Below are 17,137 nucleotides of genomic sequence, written 5' to 3' on the forward strand. Positions count from 1 at the left end.
CGGTACAGGCGGGGACGCCGATGACCGTGCAAGGAGAAGGCACTGCCTTCCAGGGGTTCTCTGACGCTGGAGGACCCCTTTCTTCTTGCCGAAAATATCCTGGGGGTTTGGGGGCAAAGCCCCCAAGGCAACCGCACTGACCCTGCGCGGGGCGTCTCAGTGATGTCACTTCAACTGGCTGTCTTTCGATCCGCGCCGATTGATGCCGCCGCGCACTTGGTACGCGCTGTCCCGTTCCTGCTGGCAGTCGATGCAGAGCTTCACGCCGGGAAGGGCGATCCGTCTTTTCTCGGGGATCGGCTCGTCACATTCCGCGCAATGGGTCAGGCTGTCGCCTTGCGGCACTTTCCGCGCCTTCATGCGCGCCAGTTCGTCTGCAATCGACGCATCGATCTGTTCCTGTACCGCGCCATCGCGCGCCCATCCGCCAGCCATGATCCTCTCCTGCTCTATCGATCCGACGAGTATGGGCGCACGCAGATATCCCGGCAAGGGACTTGTCGCGCAGAGCTGAGGCCGCCATCCTGCCCTTGTCCAAGGGGGGGGCCATCATGTCCGATCACAATCTGGAACGCGCCTACAGCATCAAGGGGGCCTCCGACGCCCGCGCGCTTTATGACGATTGGGCCAAGAGCTATGACAGCAGTTTCAGCGCAAGCCATGGCTACATCGCTCCGCGAGAGGTGGCGCGGGTCTTTCTGTCCGAAGCGGGTACCAATGGTCCGGTGCTCGACATCGGCGCCGGCACCGGGCTGCTTGCCGAACATCTGCCGGGGCTCGAGGTGGACGGGATCGACATCTCGCAGGCCATGCTGGATCAGGCGGCGGCCAAGGGGCTGTACCGCAACCGCATCTGCACCGATCTCACCAAGAAACTTCCGATGGCGGATGAAGCCTATGGCGGCTTTGTCTCCAGCGGCACCTTCACCCACGGCCATGTCGGGCCTGAGGTGTTTCCCGAACTCATGCGCGTCGCCCGCCCCGGCGCGCTCTTTGCCTGCGGGGTCATCCCGCCGGTTTTCGATGGGGCCGGTTTCGGCTCGCGGCTGGCCCTGATGGTGGCGCACAGGCTGATTTCACCTGTCACGTTTCACGACATCCCGATCTATGAGAATGCCGATCATGATCACGCGCAGGATCGCGGACTTGTCATGGTGTTCCGCAAGCTCTGAGGCTTTCCTTTGCCGCTGCCGCGCCTAACTCCTCCGGCAAGGAGATCACCATGCGTCTGATACTCACCGCCCTCTTTGTCCTCTGCGCGTCGCTGGCACAGGCGGCCATGCCCAGCTTCACCTTCCCGTCCATAGATGGTGGAGAGATCGACCTTGCAGAATGGCGTGGTCAGCCGTTGCTGGTGGTCAACACGGCATCGAGCTGCGGGTACACACCGCAATATGACGGGTTGCAGGAGCTTTTCGACACCTACCGGGATCGAGGGCTGGTTGTCCTCGCGGTGCCGTCCAACGATTTCCGGCAGGAACTGGCGAGCGACGAAGCGGTCAAGGATTTCTGCGAGGTGAATTTCGACCTCGACATCCCGATGACGACGATCACCCGGGTGATCGGTGCGGAGGCGCATCCGTTCTACAAATGGCTGGAAGTCGAGGCGGGGTTTACCCCGCGCTGGAACTTCAACAAAGTGCTGATTGCCCCGGATGGCAGCGTGGCCGCGACATTCGGATCGAACGCGCGGCCACTGTCGAGGCCGGTGACCGAGGCGATCACCGCCCTTCTGGACTGATCACTTCTGCAGATAGCTCCAGATCTCGTCCTTCAGCGCACCGCGCTTTTTGCGCAGATCGGTTTCGGCCAGCGAATCCATCGGCTCCACATTGGTTTCTGCGCGGTGCACGGTCCGATTGATTTCGTGATAGCTGTCGAAAAGCTTGGCGAAATGCGCATCCGCCTGCTTCAGCGCGCTCATCTTCTCGACGTATTCCGGAAATTCTTCAGCCAGCTCGTGCGGGGTATGTGACATGGGTTCACTCCTCTCCTGATGTCTTTGAAGAGAAATTGTCAGAGATATGCATCTTTCACTTTGACCCGGATCAAACCGCGCTCAATTCCGTGCTTTTCTCCACCCTGCAGCGCGCGCCTCGGCTTCGGAACAGAACCAGCGTTCGCCCTTGGTGGGTGAAATGCGGGTCTCTCCGTAATACTTCTGTCAGGGCACATGGTAGATGCGCTCGCCACTGTTGAGGCTGATATTGCCTTTGATCTTGCACGCAGGGTTCAGAGCGTTCGGCAGCCAGGTCTTCCTCGCAGGAGTACCCCGGTTGACCGTCACCGTTTTTGCTCCGGTGTCGTTTTTCTGGTCGGCCGGTCTGGCCTGCGCCCGCTGGGCCGACCGGAACGCCGCCGGCGACATAACCCCCGTGGCATGAAGCCCGCGCCCGTTCACTGCGGCGGTTTTCTCCGTCAGATCGTAGTCCATGCCGTATTGGCGATAGGCAAAGGCCAAGCCGTTGCCGACCAGGACCTCACCCACATCGCGCCCGTCCACCGTGCATTTGGCAACCGTGCGGCCATACCTGTCCGTATCGGTGGCGGCGCATTTGGCTGTACGCCCTTCGAAAAGCGCGCGCGTTTCGGTCTGCACCCACGCGCCACAGGCCCAGGCCGGGCTGTTGGCGTCACCGCACATCTGGTCGGTCTCGGGGGCGTCGATCGCGTGCAGGCGCACCGTGGTTCCGGCAACCTTGAACGTATCGCCGTCGACAACGTGGATCGGTCCGTTCGGACCCGCCTGAACCATGCCGCCCACCGCGATCAGGGTGGTGAAAAACGCAATCCTTAACATTCCATGAATATGCGCAGCCAAACATGGCCAAACAATGGAATGCGTTAAGAAAGGTTAATCATTCCCCACGCGGGAAGCGCTGGCTTTCCTCAAGCACGTTCAGATCCATGTGGTTGCGCATGAACCGCTCTGACGCGTCCCGCAAAGGCTGGTAATCCCACGGGTAATATCCACCCTGGCGCAACGCCTCATAAACCACCCAGCGTTTTGCCTGGCTTGCCCGCACATCGGCATCGAAGCGCGCCAGATCCCAGCGCGCTTCGGATTTCGCCCGCAGCGTCTGTACCGTGCCCTGATGGTCGGGATGGTCGGCCAGGTTGGTCAACTCGTGCGGATCGGCCTCCAGATCGAAGAGCTGATCGGGGTCCAGCGCACAGCGGTTGTACTTCCACTTGCCATAGCGCAGGGACACCAGCGGCGCATAAGACGCCTCGGCCGCGTACTCCATCGCCACCGGGCTGGTGCGTTCTCCGCCCTGCCCCAGAGGCACAAGCGATTCCCCCGTCGTCCACGGCATCACCTCGTCCATGCTCACGCCAGCCAAAGCACAAAGCGTCGGGCAGACGTCGATGGTCGAAACCGGATCGGTGACAAGGCCGACCGCCATTTCTGGCGCCGAGATCATCAGCGGCACCCGCGACGAGCCTTCGTAGAAGCACATCTTGAACCACAACCCGCGCTCGCCCAGCATGTCACCGTGATCGGACACGAAGAGGATGATCGCTTCCTGCCGCGTGTCTTCGAGCACCTGCAGGATCTCGCCAATCTTATCGTCGAGGTAAGAGATGTTGGCGAAATAGGCGCGGCGCGACCGGCGGATGTCGTCTTCCGTGATGTCGAAACTGCGCCAGTCATTGGCGTCGAAGATCCGCTTGGCGTGCGGGTCGTGATCTTCGTAATCCATCGCCGGGATTTCGGGCAGCAGGTGCTCGCAGTCTTCGTAGAGATCCCAGTATTTCCGTCGCGCCACATAAGGGTCGTGCGGATGGGTGAAGCTCGCCGTCAGGCACCACGGGCGGTCATCCTTGCGCCGCGCCAGATCGTACAGCGCCAGCTTGGCCTGGTAGGCCACCTCGTCATCGTATTCGAGCTGGTTGGTGATCTCGGCCACCCCCGCGCCCGTGACCGAGCCCATGTTGTGATACCACCAGTCGATCCGCTCGCCCGGCTTGCGGTAGTCGGGCGTCCAGCCGAAATCGGCCGGGTAGATGTCGGTGGTCAGACGCGCCTCGAACCCGTGCAGCTGGTCCGGGCCAACGAAATGCATCTTGCCGGACAGCGCGGTGTAGTAGCCGGCGCGGCGCAGGTGATGCGCATAGGTTGGAATCGACGATGTGAATTCGGCGGCGTTGTCATAGACGCCCGTGGCCGACGGCAACTGCCCGGACATGAAACTCGCCCGCCCCGGCGCGCAGAGCGGGCTGGCGGTATAGGCGTTCCGAAACCGGGTCGAGCGCGCCGCGAGCTTCTTCAGGTTGGGCGCGTGCAGCCAATCGGCGGGACCATCGGGAAACAGCGTTCCGTTCAACTGGTCCACCATCAGAATCAGGATGTTCGGCTGCATGATCGGTCCCTCGTGCCGGTTATCGCGCGACACTGGTCGGATCGTCTGGTGGCGTCAATGCAATCGGTTTCGAATTGGGCTGCGCACGATCCGACGGATTGGGGGGCCAGCCCCCCAAACCCCCCGAGGTATTTGGAAAACAGAGAAGACCGGAGTGGGGGCTATTCCCACTCCATCTCTTCAAAAACGCGGCCTGCGTTCTTGGTCGCCAGTTCCTCGAACGTGTCCAGATGCGCCCAGTTCGACTGATCGACGTAATAGGCGCTGGCCAGATCACCGCCTTCGTCGATATGCGCGCCGATCTTCGCGCGCAGATCCTTGATGTAATCAGAGGTATAGCGGGTCACCTGCGCCATGTTGGTCGGGTGGCCGTGCCCCGGGATCACGTAAGTCGCGCTAAGAGCGGTGAACGGGCCGTCGAAGGTTTCGATCCACGCATCGGTGTCGGTTTCGGGAAAGATCGGCGGCATCCGTTCGTGGAACGCAATATCGCCCGCGATCACAATACCCCATTGCGGGATCCACACCTGCGTGTCGCCCGGATCATGCGCCGGTCCGAGATGCAGCACTTCCAGCGTGACATCCCCCATTTCGACCACGTGTTTGTCGGAAAAGCTCAGGTTCGGCACGACGACCGTGGTGCCTTCGGCCTTGTCGCGGTTGTAGCGCTGCATGCCCTGAAGAATGAAATCGCCGTTCTTTTCCACCTCGGCAATGGCATCCTCATGGGCAAGGATGTCGACGCCTTGCTCTGCCCAGTAGGAATTACCGAGCATCGCGTGGCCCTGACCGTTTTCATTGATCACCAGCTTCACCGGTTGGTCGGTGACCGCCTTGATCTCGTCATGCAGCGCCTTGGCCAGACGGGCCGACGCCCCTCCATTGATCACCACAACCCCGTCGCCAGTCAGGACAAAGCTCAGATTGTTGTTGTGACCGGAGTTCTCATAGGTCGGGGGCGCCGTGGCACCGATGGCCGAGAAGACATGCGGGATCACCTCGACCGGTTTGTCGTAGAGTTCCGACTGTGGGTATTTATCGGCGATGTCCTCGCTGGCGGCGGCCATCTGGGCCATACAGCCGATGGCGAGAATGGATGTGATACGCATGACGCTCCTCCTGTGGTCAGAAACACATTCACGAACGTGAATGAGAAAAGCAACCCCTTACGGGTGGGCCATCTTGCCACTGGCGACAGGACCTATACGGTCAGGTCAAATCGGGTTGGGGAGGCCACATGACACTCAAGGGAAAACATGCGCTGATCACCGGTGGCGGAACAGGGATCGGACTGGCCATCGCCAAAGCGCTGCACGCGGCGGGCGCTGTTGTGACAATCACGGGACGCCGCCCTGACGTTCTGGAAAACGCGGCTGCGGCCAACGGATTGCACGAACTGGTGATGGACGTACAGAACGAAGCCTCGGTTGTGGACGGAATCGCCCACGCCGTTGCCGCGCGGGGGCCGGTGCAGATCTGCGTCGCCAATGCGGGCCTCGCAGAGGGCCGCGCGCTGCATAAGATGGACATGGCTTTCTGGCGCAACATGATGGCCACAAATATCGACGGCACCTTCCTGACCATCCGTGAGTGCATGAAATCCATGCACGAAACCGATTGGGGCCGGGTCATTGCCATCAGCTCCATCGCCGGGTTGCGCGGCCTCAAGGGCGCCCCCTGCTACACTGCATCGAAACATGCGATGATCGGGCTGATCCGGGGACTGGCGGCGGATTACGCCGGCAAACCCTATACGTTTAACGCCCTTTGCCCGGCCTATGTGGACACCGACATCGTGTCGAACAATGCCGCCTCCATCGCCGCCCGCACCGGCATGGACGAGGCCAGCGCGCGCAAACTGATGGTCGATGTGAACCCACACGGCCGCCTGATCGCGCCCGAGGAAGTGGCCGAAGCGGCGCTATGGCTCTGCGCACCGCATTCCGGCAGCGTCAGCGGTCAGGCCATCCAGATCGCCGGAGGCGAGATTTGACCGACCCCTACGACCCGGCGCAGGATGGCGCCCAGATGTCATTCGACGGGCGCATGTCCTATGGCGATTACCTTGGGCTTGATGCCGTACTCGATGCGCAGCATCCGCTCAGCGCCGCGCATGACGAGCTGCTTTTCATTGTCCAGCACCAAACATCCGAACTTTGGATGCGACTTGCTCTGCACGAATTGCAGGCCGCCCGAGAGACCCTGAGCGCCCCGGATATCCGCCCTGCCTTCAAACTGCTGAGCCGGGTTGCCCGGATCTTTGAACAGCTCAACGCGGCGTGGGACGTGCTGCGCACCATGACACCCAGCGACTATACGACATTCCGCGAAGCCCTTGGCCAGAGCTCAGGCTTTCAATCGGCGCAGTACCGCGAGATCGAATTCCTGCTGGGCAACCGCAATCAGGCAATGATCAAACCGCACGCGCACCGGTCCGAGATTGCCGCGAGGCTGGAGGCAGAGTTGGACAGACCCTCGCTGTATGACTGCGCCATCGGACGACTGGCACAGGCGGTTCCTCTGCCCGACGAGGCGCTACACCGCGATCGCACGAAACCGCATCAGCCGAACCCGGCGCTGCAAGCCGCGTGGACCAAGGTCTACCGCGATCTAACCCGATACTGGGACTTGTATGAACTGGCGGAAAAGCTGGTCGATCTCGAGGACTACTTCCGCCGCTGGCGCTTCAACCACGTGACCACCGTGGAACGGGTGATCGGCTTCAAACGAGGCACAGGAGGCACCGGAGGCGTGTCCTATCTCAGGCGCATGCTGGAGGTTGAGCTTTTCCCCGATCTCTGGCACCTGCGCACCCATCTGTGATGCGATCAACAAGGCAGAACCGATGACCGATTTCACCGCCACCCGCGCCGCGTTTCATTTGCCCGAAGGCATGATCTATCTCGACGGCAACTCATTGGGGCCATTGCCGAAATCTGCCGCGGCCCGCGTGGCGCAGACGGTGGCCTCGGAATGGGGTGATCATCTCATCACCGGCTGGAACGCCTGTGGCTGGATGGACATGCCGGCGCGTCTGGGGGACCAGATCGGACGGCTCATCGGCGCGGAAGCAGGCCATGTGGTGGTGGGCGACACGCTGTCGATCAAGGTGTTCCAGGCGCTGGCGGCGGCGCTGAAGCTGAACCCCCACCGCCGGGTGATCCTGTCGGACACCGGGAACTTCCCGTCCGACCTCTATATGGCCGAAGGACTGATCTCTCTGCTCGGCCCGGACTATGAACTGCGCCTTGTCGCGCCGGAAGAAGTCGGGGCCGCCATCACCGACGAGATCGCCGTGACCCTCATCACCGAGGTGGATTACCGCACCGGCCGCAAACACGACATGGCGGCGCTGACCGCCAAGGCACATGCGAACGGTGTCGTGACAGTCTGGGATCTCGCCCATTCCGCAGGCGCGATCCCGGTGGACCTAGCGGGCGCAAAAGCCGATTTCGCCATCGGCTGCACCTATAAATACCTCAACGGCGGCCCCGGCGCGCCCGCGTTCATCTATGTCGCCCCGCGCCATGCCGACATGGCCCTGCCTGCGCTGTCTGGCTGGCTGGGTCATGACAGCCCCTTCGCCTTCGACCTTGGGTACAAGGCCGGTGTAGGCATTTCCCGGATGCGGGTCGGCACACCGCCCGTCCTGCAGATGGCTGCGTTGGATGCCGCGCTCGACGTGTGGGACGACGTTGATCTGAACGACCTGCGCACGCGGTCCATAGACCTCTCGGAACGGTTCATCGCGGGCGTTGAGGCAACCTGCCCCGACCTGACCCTCGCCAGCCCGCGCAACGCGGCAGAGCGGGGATCGCAGGTCAGCTTCAAATTCGAGGAAGGCTACGCCGCGATGCAGGCGCTGATCGCCCATAAAGTGATCGGCGATTTCCGCGCGCCAGACATCATGCGCTTCGGCTTCACGCCTCTGTACCTGATCCTTGAAGACGTAGATCAAGCGGTCGAGAGGCTCGCCCGGATCATGCGCGACAGGCTCTGGGACACACCGGAATTCAAACAGCGCAAAGCGGTAACCTGAAGCGCGGAAGTCTCCGTTGACGGAGACTTACACCGCGCCGACGCGGTGTCCGCCCACCACTTCGCCTTGTGCCCAGGCCCGAACCGCATCGCCAAACGCCTGGAACAGGGGCCGCGACACCGGATCGTTCGCCGCATCCCACTCCGGATGCCATTGCACCGACAGCGTAAAGCCCGGCGCGTCCTTCACATATGTCGCCTCGGGCGTGCCATCAGGCGCGTGTCCTTCGATCACGATCCGCGCGCCGGGGGTCTTGATCCCCTGCCCGTGCAGCGTGTTGGTCATCACCTCGCTGGACCCGAACAGGCGGTGGAACACACCCCCCTCCTGCAAAGTCACCACGTGGCGCAGGGCGAACTTTTCCTCCAAGGTGCCATCCGGCGGCATCCGGTGATTCATCCGCCCCGGCAGATCCCGAATCTCGGGATGGAGCGTGCCGCCCATGGCGACGTTCACCTCCTGAAAGCCCCGGCAGATGCCCAGAAACGGCTGACCGCGTTCCACGCAGGCCCGCACCAAAGGCAGCGTGATCGCATCGCGTGCCCGGTCAAACGCGCCATGCGCCTCGGTTGCGGTCTCGCCATATTCCTCGGGATGCACATTGGGCCGCCCGCCGGTCAGCAGGAACCCGTCGCACACCTCGAGCAGTTCCTCGACCGACAGAAAGCGCGGGTCCGCTGGCACCAGAAGCGGCATGCACTCCGATACCTTGGCCACGGCCTCTGACGTCATCGACCCGCCTGCATGGGCAGGGTACTGATCATTGATCAGATACTGGTTGCCGATGATGCCGACGACGGGCCGCGCCATGGTGCTGTTCCTTATATTTCCGCGGTGAGACCCACGGATTCGATCCCGGCCTTCGCGGCCGCAGCGTCATTGTCCGACGTATCACCGGTCACGCCAACCGCGCCCAGCACATTGCCCTTGGCATCGCGCACCAGCACGCCACCCGGCACCGGAATCATCTGCCCGCCAAGCGCCGCACCGGCTGCGGCGATGAAATAGGCCTGCTCTTCGGCGCGGTTCTTTTGCGCGGTGCCTGCCATACCCAGCATGACCGATCCATAGGCTTTGCCATGAGCGATCTGGAACCGGCCGGGGCTTGCACCGTCTTCACGCTCGAATGCCTGCACATTGCCGCCCGCGTCCAGCACGATGACCGAGAGCGGTTTCAGATCCGCTGCACGCCCTGCTTCAAGTGTTTTGCGAATGATGGTGCGCGCGCGGCGCAGCGATAGGTTAGCCATTCTGTCCCCCCAGTTCAGGCAAATAGGTCATGCGCCAGTTCAAGCGCATCCACGAGTTTGTCCACTTCTTCTTCCGTGTTGTACATTCCGAACGAGGCCCGGCAGGTCGCCGTCAGACCCAGATGATCCATCAACGGCCCTGTGCAATGCTGCCCCGCCCGCACCGCGACGCCTTTCTTATCAAGAATGGTCGAGATGTCATGCGCGTGGGCAGCCCCATCCAGAGTGAAACTGAAGATTGCCGCCTTGTCAGGCGTTGTGCCCTGCACTTGCAGCCAATTCAGGCCGTCCAGACGCGTGCGGGCATAGTCGCGCAGCTTTTTCTCATGGTCGGCGATGTTCTCCATCCCGATCCCCATCATGTAGTCCAGCGCCACGCCAAGCCCGATCTGCTGCACGATGCCGGGCGTGCCCGCCTCGAACATCATCGGCGCGTCGTTCCACGTGACCTCGTCCTTGTGGACTTCACGGATCATGTCGCCGCCGCCCACGAAGGGCTGCATTTCCGCCATCCGCTCCTTGCGCATGTAGATCGCGCCGGACCCGGACGGGCCATAAAGCTTGTGCCCGGTGATGGGATAGAAATCGCAGCCGATCTCCTCGACATTGACAGGCATATGCACCGCTGCCTGTGACCCGTCCACGAGTGTGACAATCCCGCGTTCGCGCGCCGCCTGACAGATGGTCTTCACATCCACCACCGTGCCCAGAACATTCGACAGATGCGTGACCGCCACCAGTTTGGTCTTCGGCCCCATCGCAGCGATCACTGCCTCGGGGTCCAGATAGCCGGTGCTGTCCACATCGACCCATTTGATCACCACGCCCTGCCGTTCGCGCAGGAAATGCCACGGCACGATATTGGCGTGATGTTCCATCACCGACAGGATGATCTCGTCCCCGGCCTGCAGGTTCGGCATCCCCCAGCCATAGGCCACGGTGTTGATCCCCATCGTCGTCCCGGTGTTCATGACGATTTCATCCTCGTCCCTGACCCCAAGGAACCGGGCGATGATCCCGCGTGTGCTTTCGTATTTCTCGGTCGCGAGGTTCGACAGGTAGTGCAGCCCGCGATGAACGTTGGCGTATTCCTCGGCATAGGCACGGGTGATCGCGTCGATCACGACCTGCGGCTTCTGCGCACTGGCCCCGTTGTCCAGATAGACCAGCGGCTTGCCATTCACCTCGCGTGACAGGATCGGGAAATCACGGCGGATTTCGGTGACGTCATACATATCCAGGAAGTCCTCCGGTCTGAATGCCCAGAAGGCTGAAGATCACGCTCAGCCCAAGCATCATGCCGACAACGGCCAGAAGCAAGATGAACCCTGCCTTGAGCAGGCTTTCCACCTCGTGGGCCACGTCTATGAAATTCACGAAGATCCAGATCCCCAGCACCGACGCTGCGCTGATCACGATCCCCGACAGGAAAAGGCTGACCGGCCCAAGGATCACCACCACGGCCTGCATCAGAACCCGCAACGCCTGCAGCCAGATCACAAGGATGGCGATCTCACCAAAGCGCGCCCGTCCCCCCAGAGGCCGCCCGCACACCGTAACCGCAAGGATCAGAGCACCCACCGACGCGCCCAGCATGGCCCCGAACACCACCGGGCTGCCCAGCACCGGACCCATCAGATCATTGCCCGGCGTTACCATGAGTGACAGCGAAAACATCAGCGTGTTCAGCACGATCACCAGCGCAAAGGCCAGCCACAGCGCCTGCGACGGCAGGTTCATCGCCAGCAGAAGCCGCGCCACATCGCGCGGCGCCGTCACCGTATTGAGCGCCAGCCGAAAGAACCCTGGAATCGTCACCCATCTGCTCCACGATAGACCGCCAGCATGCTGGCGATCCAAAACCACATGAACACACAGAACCAGATCAGACCGACAATGGAAAGCTGCACGCCCGGCCCGATATAGCCCGCCACCAAACCATTGAGCAGGATCAGGGGCGAGGATGCCAACAGGCTCCAGAAGAGCGCCAGACGGGCATTGTAGGATGGACCCTGCCCCCCAATCGCCCGCGCGATCAGATGCGCCACGAAGGCCAGCACGTAGAACAGAAGCGGTGCAAGAAAGACCGTCGCCATCAACGTGCCCCCAAGGAGCATGTTGAGTTCCAGCCCCTCAAGATGGGCCTGCCGCGCCAGCGCAGGCCAGCGCGCCACAAACAGGATCACGCAGGCCCCCATCAGGATGGCCAGCGCACGGTCCTCGCGCGGTCCGGCAGCCGCCAGACGGCGCACAACCTTGCCCGGCCCCCGATAGGTGGCAGCAATATCCTGCGTAAACGGCACGCCGAATTCAGCCGCGCCGCCGCGACAGCCACGCCTCGACGCGGCCGTTGATCTCGTCCTGAAGCGACTCGTCCTCGATCTCCATCACGGCTTCCGCAAGGAAGGCGATGGTCAGAAGGTCCGTCGCCGGCCCCTCTTCGATCCCGCGCGACCGCAGGTAGAACAGGCCTTCCTCGTCGATCGCCCCGGATGTCGAGCCATGCGAGCAGGCCACGTCATCGGCATAGATCTCAAGCTCAGGCTTGGCGAGGAACTGGCTGTCCTCGTCCAGAAGAAGCGACTGGCTGATCTGATAGCCATCGGTTTTCTGCGCGCCTTCCTTCACAAGAATCTTGCCCTGGAACACACCGGTCGCCCCGTTGCGCAGCACCTTCTTGAACACCTGACGGCTCTCGCAGTTCAGCGCGTCATGGGTGATGAACACCGTGTCATCATGGTGGAAATCGCCATCTCCAACACAGGCTCCGGCCACATGGGCCACCGCATTGTCACCGGTCAGTTCGATGACACACTCGTTGCGCGTCAGCACGCCATTGGCGGTCAGGGTGAACGACTTGAACACCGATTCCTCACCCAGACGGGCAAAGATCGCCGTCGCCGCACGACGCTCATGGTCGCGCCCCTGTGCGCGGACGTGGTGGAACGTCCCGCCATCGGCGATCTCCACCTCCATGCACTTGTTGAACCGTGCCGCCGCCGGACCGTTTTCGAGAAGCGTCAGTTCGGCGCCGGAATCGATCTTCACAACATGGTGCAGGATCGCATCGGAAGCCTCTGATTCATGTCGATAAATCAGACTAATCGGCTTTGGCGCCTTACCAGTCACGTGGATCAGAACACCGTCTGTGGCAAACGCCGTGTTAAGCGTCGCCAAAGGCCGCTGGACCGGGGTCTGGCCGCGCGCTTCAAGCACACCGTACACATCTTTGGCCCAGTGAATGTCCGACGCATCGGCCAGACGGTCGATGGTGACATGCTCCATCGCCAGATCGTCAGAGTCCGCGGCGCTGAACACGCCATCGACAAATACGATCTTCAATCGGTCCACCTCACCGAACACCGGCGTTTCATCGGTTTCGAGCAATGCCGCATTGGGCGCATCGGGCTGAACCAGCGTGTCAGGGCGCGTGTATTTCCAATACTCATCCCGCGCACCCGGCAGACCCATGGCCCTCACCCGACCAAGAGCGTCTTCACGCGCCGCCTGCGCCCAGCCACCCTGCGGCATGACAAGAGCGGCGATCCGCGCCTCCATGGCATCCTGTTTGATCTGCGGAAGGGCCATTACGCCACCTCCGCCAGAATGTCCGCATAGCCGTTGTGTTCAACCTCAAGCGCAAGCTCCGGCCCACCGGTTTTGACGATGCGCCCATCGGCCATGATATGCACAACGTCCGGTTTGATGTGGTCCAGCAGACGCTGGTAGTGGGTGATCACAAGGAAGCCGCGGCCCTCGTCGCGCAGCGCGTTCACACCATCGGCGACCAGCTTCATCGCATCCACGTCCAGACCCGAGTCGGTCTCGTCAAGGATGCACATCTTCGGCTCAAGCATGGCCATCTGCAGGATTTCGTTGCGCTTCTTCTCGCCACCGGAGAAGCCCACATTGACCGGACGCTTCAGCATATCGGCGTCGATCTTCAGCTCTTTTGCCTTTTCACGCACAACCTTGAGGAACTCGCTCGCCGACATTTCCTCTTCGCCGCGCGCCTTGCGCTGTGCGTTCACAGCCGTACGCAGGAAGGTCATGTTGCCGACGCCCGGAATTTCCACCGGGTACTGGAACGCCAGAAAGATCCCCGCCGCCGCGCGCTCTTCCGGCTCCATCTCGAGGATGTCCTCACCCTCAAGCGTCGCGGTGCCGTCTGTCACCTCGTACCCGTCACGGCCCGACAGAACATAGGACAGGGTGGACTTGCCCGACCCGTTCGGCCCCATGATCGCGTGGACCTTGCCAGCCTCGACCGTCAGGTTCACACCCTTGAGGATCTGCTTATCCTCTTCCTCAAGACTGACGTGCAAGTTTTTGATTTCCAGCATTTCTTTTCCTCTACTTATCCCCGAGCCCAATATGTCTGGGCAATCCTGTCTCTGTTGTGTCCCGAATGTTATCCGCGGTCGGTCAGAACCGCCGTACCGCTGGCCGACACCATCAGCATCGAGTTGCCGACCACTTCGTAATCCAGATCTACGCCGACAACCGCGTTCGCGCCCATTGCGAGCGCCCGCTGTTCCAGCTCACGCAGCGCCACATCCCGTGCATCCTGCAACTTGGCCTCATAGGCGCCCGACCGGCCGCCGACGATATCGGTGATCGACGCAAAAACGTCGCGCACCACATTGGCCCCCATGATCGCTTCACCGACCACAATCCCTTTGTATTCGAGGATTTTCTGGCCTTCGATGCTGTTGGTCGTCGTGATGATCATGTTTTCCTCTTCAAAACCAGTTGCGCAAACAGTGACCCGGTGAAACCCGAAACAAAAGCGATCAGGATCGCCAGCCACATGGTCAGCACATCGGTCACGGCATCGACAACGACCGCAAAGACCGCGCAGAACACGCCCGTCAGCAGTGACGTCATCAAGATGGATGCAGCCGACATGGCATCACCAGCGACACAGGCGCGTGCGCCCGTACCGACGCTCCCTTACCCCACGGACCCTTCGAGCGAGATCGCCACAAGCTGCTGCGCTTCCATGGCAAACTCCATCGGCAGCGCCTGCAGCACGTCCTTGCAGAACCCGTTGACCACCAGCGCCACGGCCTCTTCCTCATCCATGCCGCGCTGGCGGCAGTAGAACAGCTGATCGTCATCCACCTTGGAGGTGGTGGCCTCATGCTCGACGCGGCTCGAGTTGTTCTTCACCTCGATATACGGCACCGTATGCGCCCCGCACTTGTCGCCGATCAGCAGGCTGTCACACTGGGTGTAGTTGCGGCTGTTCTTGGCCTTCGGGTGCATCGACACGAGGCCGCGATAGGTGTTCTGCGCCTTGCCCGCGCTGATGCCCTTCGACACGATCCGGCTCTTGGTGTTCTTGCCCAGATGCACCATCTTGGTGCCGGTATCGGCCTGCTGCATGTTGTTGGCAATGGCGATGGAATAGAACTCGCCCTGGCTGTCGTCACCGCGCAGGATGCAGGACGGGTATTTCCACGTCACGGCAGACCCGGTCTCGACCTGCGTCCACATCACCTTGGCCCGTGCGCCGCGGCAATCGGCGCGCTTGGTCACGAAGTTGTAGATGCCGCCCTTGCCGTTCTCGTCGCCCGGATACCAGTTCTGCACGGTGGAATATTTCACCTCGGCGTCTTCCTCGACGATGATCTCGACCACCGCTGCGTGAAGCTGCGCGGTGTCGCGCTGCGGCGCGGTACACCCTTCGAGATAGGACACGTAGGATCCCTTGTCGGCAATGATCAGCGTGCGCTCGAACTGGCCGGTGTTTTCCGCGTTGATCCGGAAATAGGTCGACAGCTCCATCGGGCAGCGCACGCCCGGCGGTACATAGACAAACGACCCATCCGAGAAGACGGCCGAATTGAGCGTCGCATAGAAATTGTCCGACACCGGCACGACCGAGCCGAGGTACTTTTTCACCAGCTCCGGATGCTTCTTGATCGCCTCAGAGATCGAACAGAAGATCACACCGGCCTTTTTCAGCTCCTCCTGGAACGTCGTACCAACAGACACGGAATCGAACACCGCATCGACCGCCACCTTGCGGCCCTCGGCAGGCGCATCCTCGGCGCCTTCGACACCGGCAAGGATCATCTGCTCCTTGAGCGGAATGCCCAGCTTTTCATAGGTGGCCAGCAGCTTCGGATCGACCTCGTCCAGCGATTTCGGCTTCACTTCCATGCTCTTCGGGCGGGCATAGTAATACTGATCCTGGAAGTTGATTTCCGGATAATCGACCATCGCCCATTTCGGTTCTTCCTTCTGGAGCCAACGCTCATAGGCCTGCAGGCGCCACTCGGTCATCCATTCGGGCTCGTCATTCTTTTCCGAGATCAGCCGCACGATATCGGGCGTCAGCCCCTTCGGCGCGTATTCCATCTCGATATCGGTTTCCCAACCGTACTTGTACTTGCCGCCCACCTGGCGCACCGCATCGACGGTTTCCTGATCCACGCCTTCCTTGACGGTCACGTTATCCAAAGCAGCCATGCTTGCACCTCTATGTTGTCTCTCACGCGGCCCGCGCGCGGTGTTTTTCAAGTTTGGTCAGCCAAGTCTCGGCAAACCGCATCACATCGTCTTCGGTTGTCTGCGGCCCCAGCGACACGCGTATCGCGCTGCTGGCGGTGACCGTATCGAACCCCATCGCGGTCAGTACCGCGCTGGCCTTGACCTTGCCGCTGGAACAGGCGGACCCGGCACTGATCGCAAACCCCGCCAGATCCATCTGCATCACCTGCGTCTCACCCTTCCATCCGGGTGTGGCGAAACAGGTTGTATTCGGCAAACGCCTCACGTCTTTCCCGACAAAAATAGTCTCTTTTGCGCGGGCCTCAATAGCTGAATCTAGAATGTTTCTAAGTTTTTCCACCCGGTCCCAGATCCCCGCATCCAGATCCCGCACCGCAGCTTCTGCGGCAGCCCCGAATCCCGCAATCCCGATGACGTTTTCCGTACCCGATCGGCGCCCCATCTCCTGTCCGCCACCGCGGATCTGCGCCGCCAGATCGGTGCCGCGCTTCATCACCAGCGCCCCAACACCCTTCGGCCCACCCAGCTTGTGCGCCGAGATCAACGCCATCTCGCACCCGAGCCAGTTGAACGCCACCGGCAGTTTCCCGAAGGCCTGCGTCGCATCCACAACCGCCAGCCCCTGCGGCAGATCCTGAACGATCCCGGTCTCGGAATTGGCCAGTTGCAAAACCGACCGCGCCGATTCCGTCACGCTCACCCGACCCAGCGCATCCACCGACAGGACCGGATCGATCCACGCCCGCACCGCGTCATGCTCGACCTCCGCCCCCAGCAACCCGCGCCCGGCACAGGCCAGAGCCGCCGCCTCTGTCGCGCCCGACACAAACACCACATCCGCGCCATCGGCACCGAAAGCCGTCGCCACCTGCGCGCGGGCCCGCTCGACCAGACCCTTGGCCGCACGCCCCTCCGCATGGACCGACGACGGATTGCCCGCCACATCCATCGCCGCGATCATCGCA

The 17,137-nt window shown here is 61.8% G+C and carries 22 protein-coding genes; 5 read left to right on the forward strand and 17 right to left on the reverse strand.

The features are described 5' to 3' along the window. Nucleotides 1-165: 165 nt before the first annotated feature. On the reverse strand, nucleotides 166-435 hold the full coding sequence (locus MGEO_RS16365; protein WP_085640309.1) for a DksA/TraR family C4-type zinc finger protein: 270 nt from the start codon (nucleotides 433-435) through the stop codon (nucleotides 166-168). A gap of 116 nt (nucleotides 436-551) precedes the next feature. Between MGEO_RS16365 and MGEO_RS16370 the strand changes: the two genes are divergently transcribed. Next, nucleotides 552-1,172 (forward strand): class I SAM-dependent DNA methyltransferase, encoded by a 621-nt coding sequence (locus MGEO_RS16370; protein WP_085640312.1) that lies wholly within the window; start codon nucleotides 552-554, stop codon nucleotides 1,170-1,172. 50 nt (nucleotides 1,173-1,222) lie between these two features. After that, nucleotides 1,223-1,741 (forward strand): glutathione peroxidase, encoded by a 519-nt coding sequence (locus tag MGEO_RS16375; protein ID WP_085640315.1) that lies wholly within the window; start codon nucleotides 1,223-1,225, stop codon nucleotides 1,739-1,741. On the opposite strand, the gene MGEO_RS16380 is transcribed toward MGEO_RS16375, so the two are convergent. From MGEO_RS16380 to MGEO_RS16395, 5 genes are all read right to left on the reverse strand, one after another. Next, nucleotides 1,742-1,978, reverse strand: coding sequence for a YdcH family protein (locus tag MGEO_RS16380; protein ID WP_085640318.1), 237 nt, complete (start codon nucleotides 1,976-1,978; stop codon nucleotides 1,742-1,744). Nucleotides 1,979-2,059: 81 nt separating this feature from the next. Next, nucleotides 2,060-2,140: a sunset domain-containing protein gene (locus MGEO_RS22000; protein ID WP_456299102.1), complete on the reverse strand. Its 81-nt coding sequence runs from the start codon at nucleotides 2,138-2,140 to the stop codon at nucleotides 2,060-2,062. A gap of 24 nt (nucleotides 2,141-2,164) precedes the next feature. Beyond that, on the reverse strand, nucleotides 2,165-2,800 hold the full coding sequence (locus tag MGEO_RS16385; RefSeq protein ID WP_332908322.1) for a thermonuclease family protein: 636 nt from the start codon (nucleotides 2,798-2,800) through the stop codon (nucleotides 2,165-2,167). Between the two features lie 58 nt (nucleotides 2,801-2,858). Further along, the gene (gene betC, locus MGEO_RS16390; protein WP_085640363.1) at nucleotides 2,859-4,367 is read right to left on the reverse strand and encodes a choline-sulfatase; all 1,509 of its coding nucleotides are present in this window, start codon (nucleotides 4,365-4,367) and stop codon (nucleotides 2,859-2,861) included. A 158-nt stretch (nucleotides 4,368-4,525) separates the two neighbouring features. Beyond that, nucleotides 4,526-5,473 carry an MBL fold metallo-hydrolase gene (locus tag MGEO_RS16395; RefSeq protein WP_085640321.1) on the reverse strand — a complete coding sequence of 316 codons (948 nt, stop codon included), beginning with the start codon at nucleotides 5,471-5,473 and terminating at the stop codon, nucleotides 4,526-4,528. 128 nt (nucleotides 5,474-5,601) lie between these two features. Between MGEO_RS16395 and MGEO_RS16400 the strand changes: the two genes are divergently transcribed. The 3 genes from MGEO_RS16400 to kynU are packed head-to-tail and all read left to right on the forward strand — an operon-like array spanning nucleotide 5,602 to nucleotide 8,403. Then, nucleotides 5,602-6,357, forward strand: coding sequence for an SDR family NAD(P)-dependent oxidoreductase (locus MGEO_RS16400; RefSeq protein ID WP_085640324.1), 756 nt, complete (start codon nucleotides 5,602-5,604; stop codon nucleotides 6,355-6,357). Continuing rightward, nucleotides 6,354-7,187, forward strand: a complete 834-nt coding sequence (gene kynA, locus MGEO_RS16405) for a tryptophan 2,3-dioxygenase (protein WP_085640327.1) — start codon at nucleotides 6,354-6,356, stop codon at nucleotides 7,185-7,187. The genes MGEO_RS16400 and kynA overlap by 4 nt, the downstream gene beginning before the upstream one ends. A 22-nt stretch (nucleotides 7,188-7,209) precedes the next feature. Continuing rightward, nucleotides 7,210-8,403, forward strand: coding sequence for a kynureninase (gene kynU / locus MGEO_RS16410; RefSeq protein ID WP_085640330.1), 1,194 nt, complete (start codon nucleotides 7,210-7,212; stop codon nucleotides 8,401-8,403). 27 nt (nucleotides 8,404-8,430) lie between these two features. Here kynU and MGEO_RS16415 read toward each other — a convergent pair whose 3' ends face one another. The 11 genes from MGEO_RS16415 to MGEO_RS16465 all read right to left on the reverse strand — a co-directional run. Continuing rightward, on the reverse strand, nucleotides 8,431-9,213 hold the full coding sequence (locus MGEO_RS16415) for a gamma-glutamyl-gamma-aminobutyrate hydrolase family protein (RefSeq protein ID WP_085640332.1): 783 nt from the start codon (nucleotides 9,211-9,213) through the stop codon (nucleotides 8,431-8,433). An 11-nt stretch (nucleotides 9,214-9,224) separates the two neighbouring features. Next, entirely contained in the window at nucleotides 9,225-9,653 is a 429-nt protein-coding gene (locus MGEO_RS16420) for a GlcG/HbpS family heme-binding protein (protein WP_085640334.1), read from the reverse strand. 14 nt (nucleotides 9,654-9,667) lie between these two features. Then, nucleotides 9,668-10,888 (reverse strand): cysteine desulfurase, encoded by a 1,221-nt coding sequence (locus MGEO_RS16425; RefSeq protein WP_085640336.1) that lies wholly within the window; start codon nucleotides 10,886-10,888, stop codon nucleotides 9,668-9,670. Next, on the reverse strand, nucleotides 10,881-11,471 hold the full coding sequence (locus MGEO_RS16430) for a YIP1 family protein (RefSeq protein WP_085640338.1): 591 nt from the start codon (nucleotides 11,469-11,471) through the stop codon (nucleotides 10,881-10,883). The genes MGEO_RS16425 and MGEO_RS16430 overlap by 8 nt, the downstream gene beginning before the upstream one ends. Then, on the reverse strand, nucleotides 11,468-11,956 hold the full coding sequence (locus MGEO_RS16435) for a YIP1 family protein (protein WP_085640340.1): 489 nt from the start codon (nucleotides 11,954-11,956) through the stop codon (nucleotides 11,468-11,470). The genes MGEO_RS16430 and MGEO_RS16435 overlap by 4 nt, the downstream gene beginning before the upstream one ends. Before the next feature lie 7 nt (nucleotides 11,957-11,963). After that, a complete protein-coding gene (locus MGEO_RS16440) occupies nucleotides 11,964-13,241 on the reverse strand; it encodes a SufB/SufD family protein (protein ID WP_085640342.1) in 1,278 nt (425 codons plus the stop codon). Continuing rightward, nucleotides 13,241-13,996 carry a Fe-S cluster assembly ATPase SufC gene (gene sufC / locus MGEO_RS16445; RefSeq protein ID WP_085640343.1) on the reverse strand — a complete coding sequence of 252 codons (756 nt, stop codon included), beginning with the start codon at nucleotides 13,994-13,996 and terminating at the stop codon, nucleotides 13,241-13,243. Before sufC ends, MGEO_RS16440 begins: the two co-directional genes overlap by 1 nt. Nucleotides 13,997-14,064: 68 nt before the next feature. Beyond that, complete coding sequence (locus tag MGEO_RS16450; protein ID WP_085640345.1) at nucleotides 14,065-14,385, reverse strand: heavy metal-binding domain-containing protein; 321 nt, start codon at nucleotides 14,383-14,385, stop codon at nucleotides 14,065-14,067. Further along, nucleotides 14,382-14,540 carry a hypothetical protein gene (locus MGEO_RS16455; RefSeq protein WP_158091032.1) on the reverse strand — a complete coding sequence of 53 codons (159 nt, stop codon included), beginning with the start codon at nucleotides 14,538-14,540 and terminating at the stop codon, nucleotides 14,382-14,384. Before MGEO_RS16455 ends, MGEO_RS16450 begins: the two co-directional genes overlap by 4 nt. Nucleotides 14,541-14,606: 66 nt before the next feature. Next, the gene (sufB, locus tag MGEO_RS16460; RefSeq protein WP_085640349.1) at nucleotides 14,607-16,130 is read right to left on the reverse strand and encodes a Fe-S cluster assembly protein SufB; all 1,524 of its coding nucleotides are present in this window, start codon (nucleotides 16,128-16,130) and stop codon (nucleotides 14,607-14,609) included. A gap of 22 nt (nucleotides 16,131-16,152) precedes the next feature. Then, a partial coding sequence (locus tag MGEO_RS16465) for a cysteine desulfurase family protein (RefSeq protein WP_085640365.1) occupies nucleotides 16,153-17,137 on the reverse strand: 985 nt, incomplete at its 5' end.

It is taken from the genome of Marivita geojedonensis, assembly GCF_002115805.1.
GTDB classification, from domain to species: domain Bacteria; phylum Pseudomonadota; class Alphaproteobacteria; order Rhodobacterales; family Rhodobacteraceae; genus Marivita; species Marivita geojedonensis.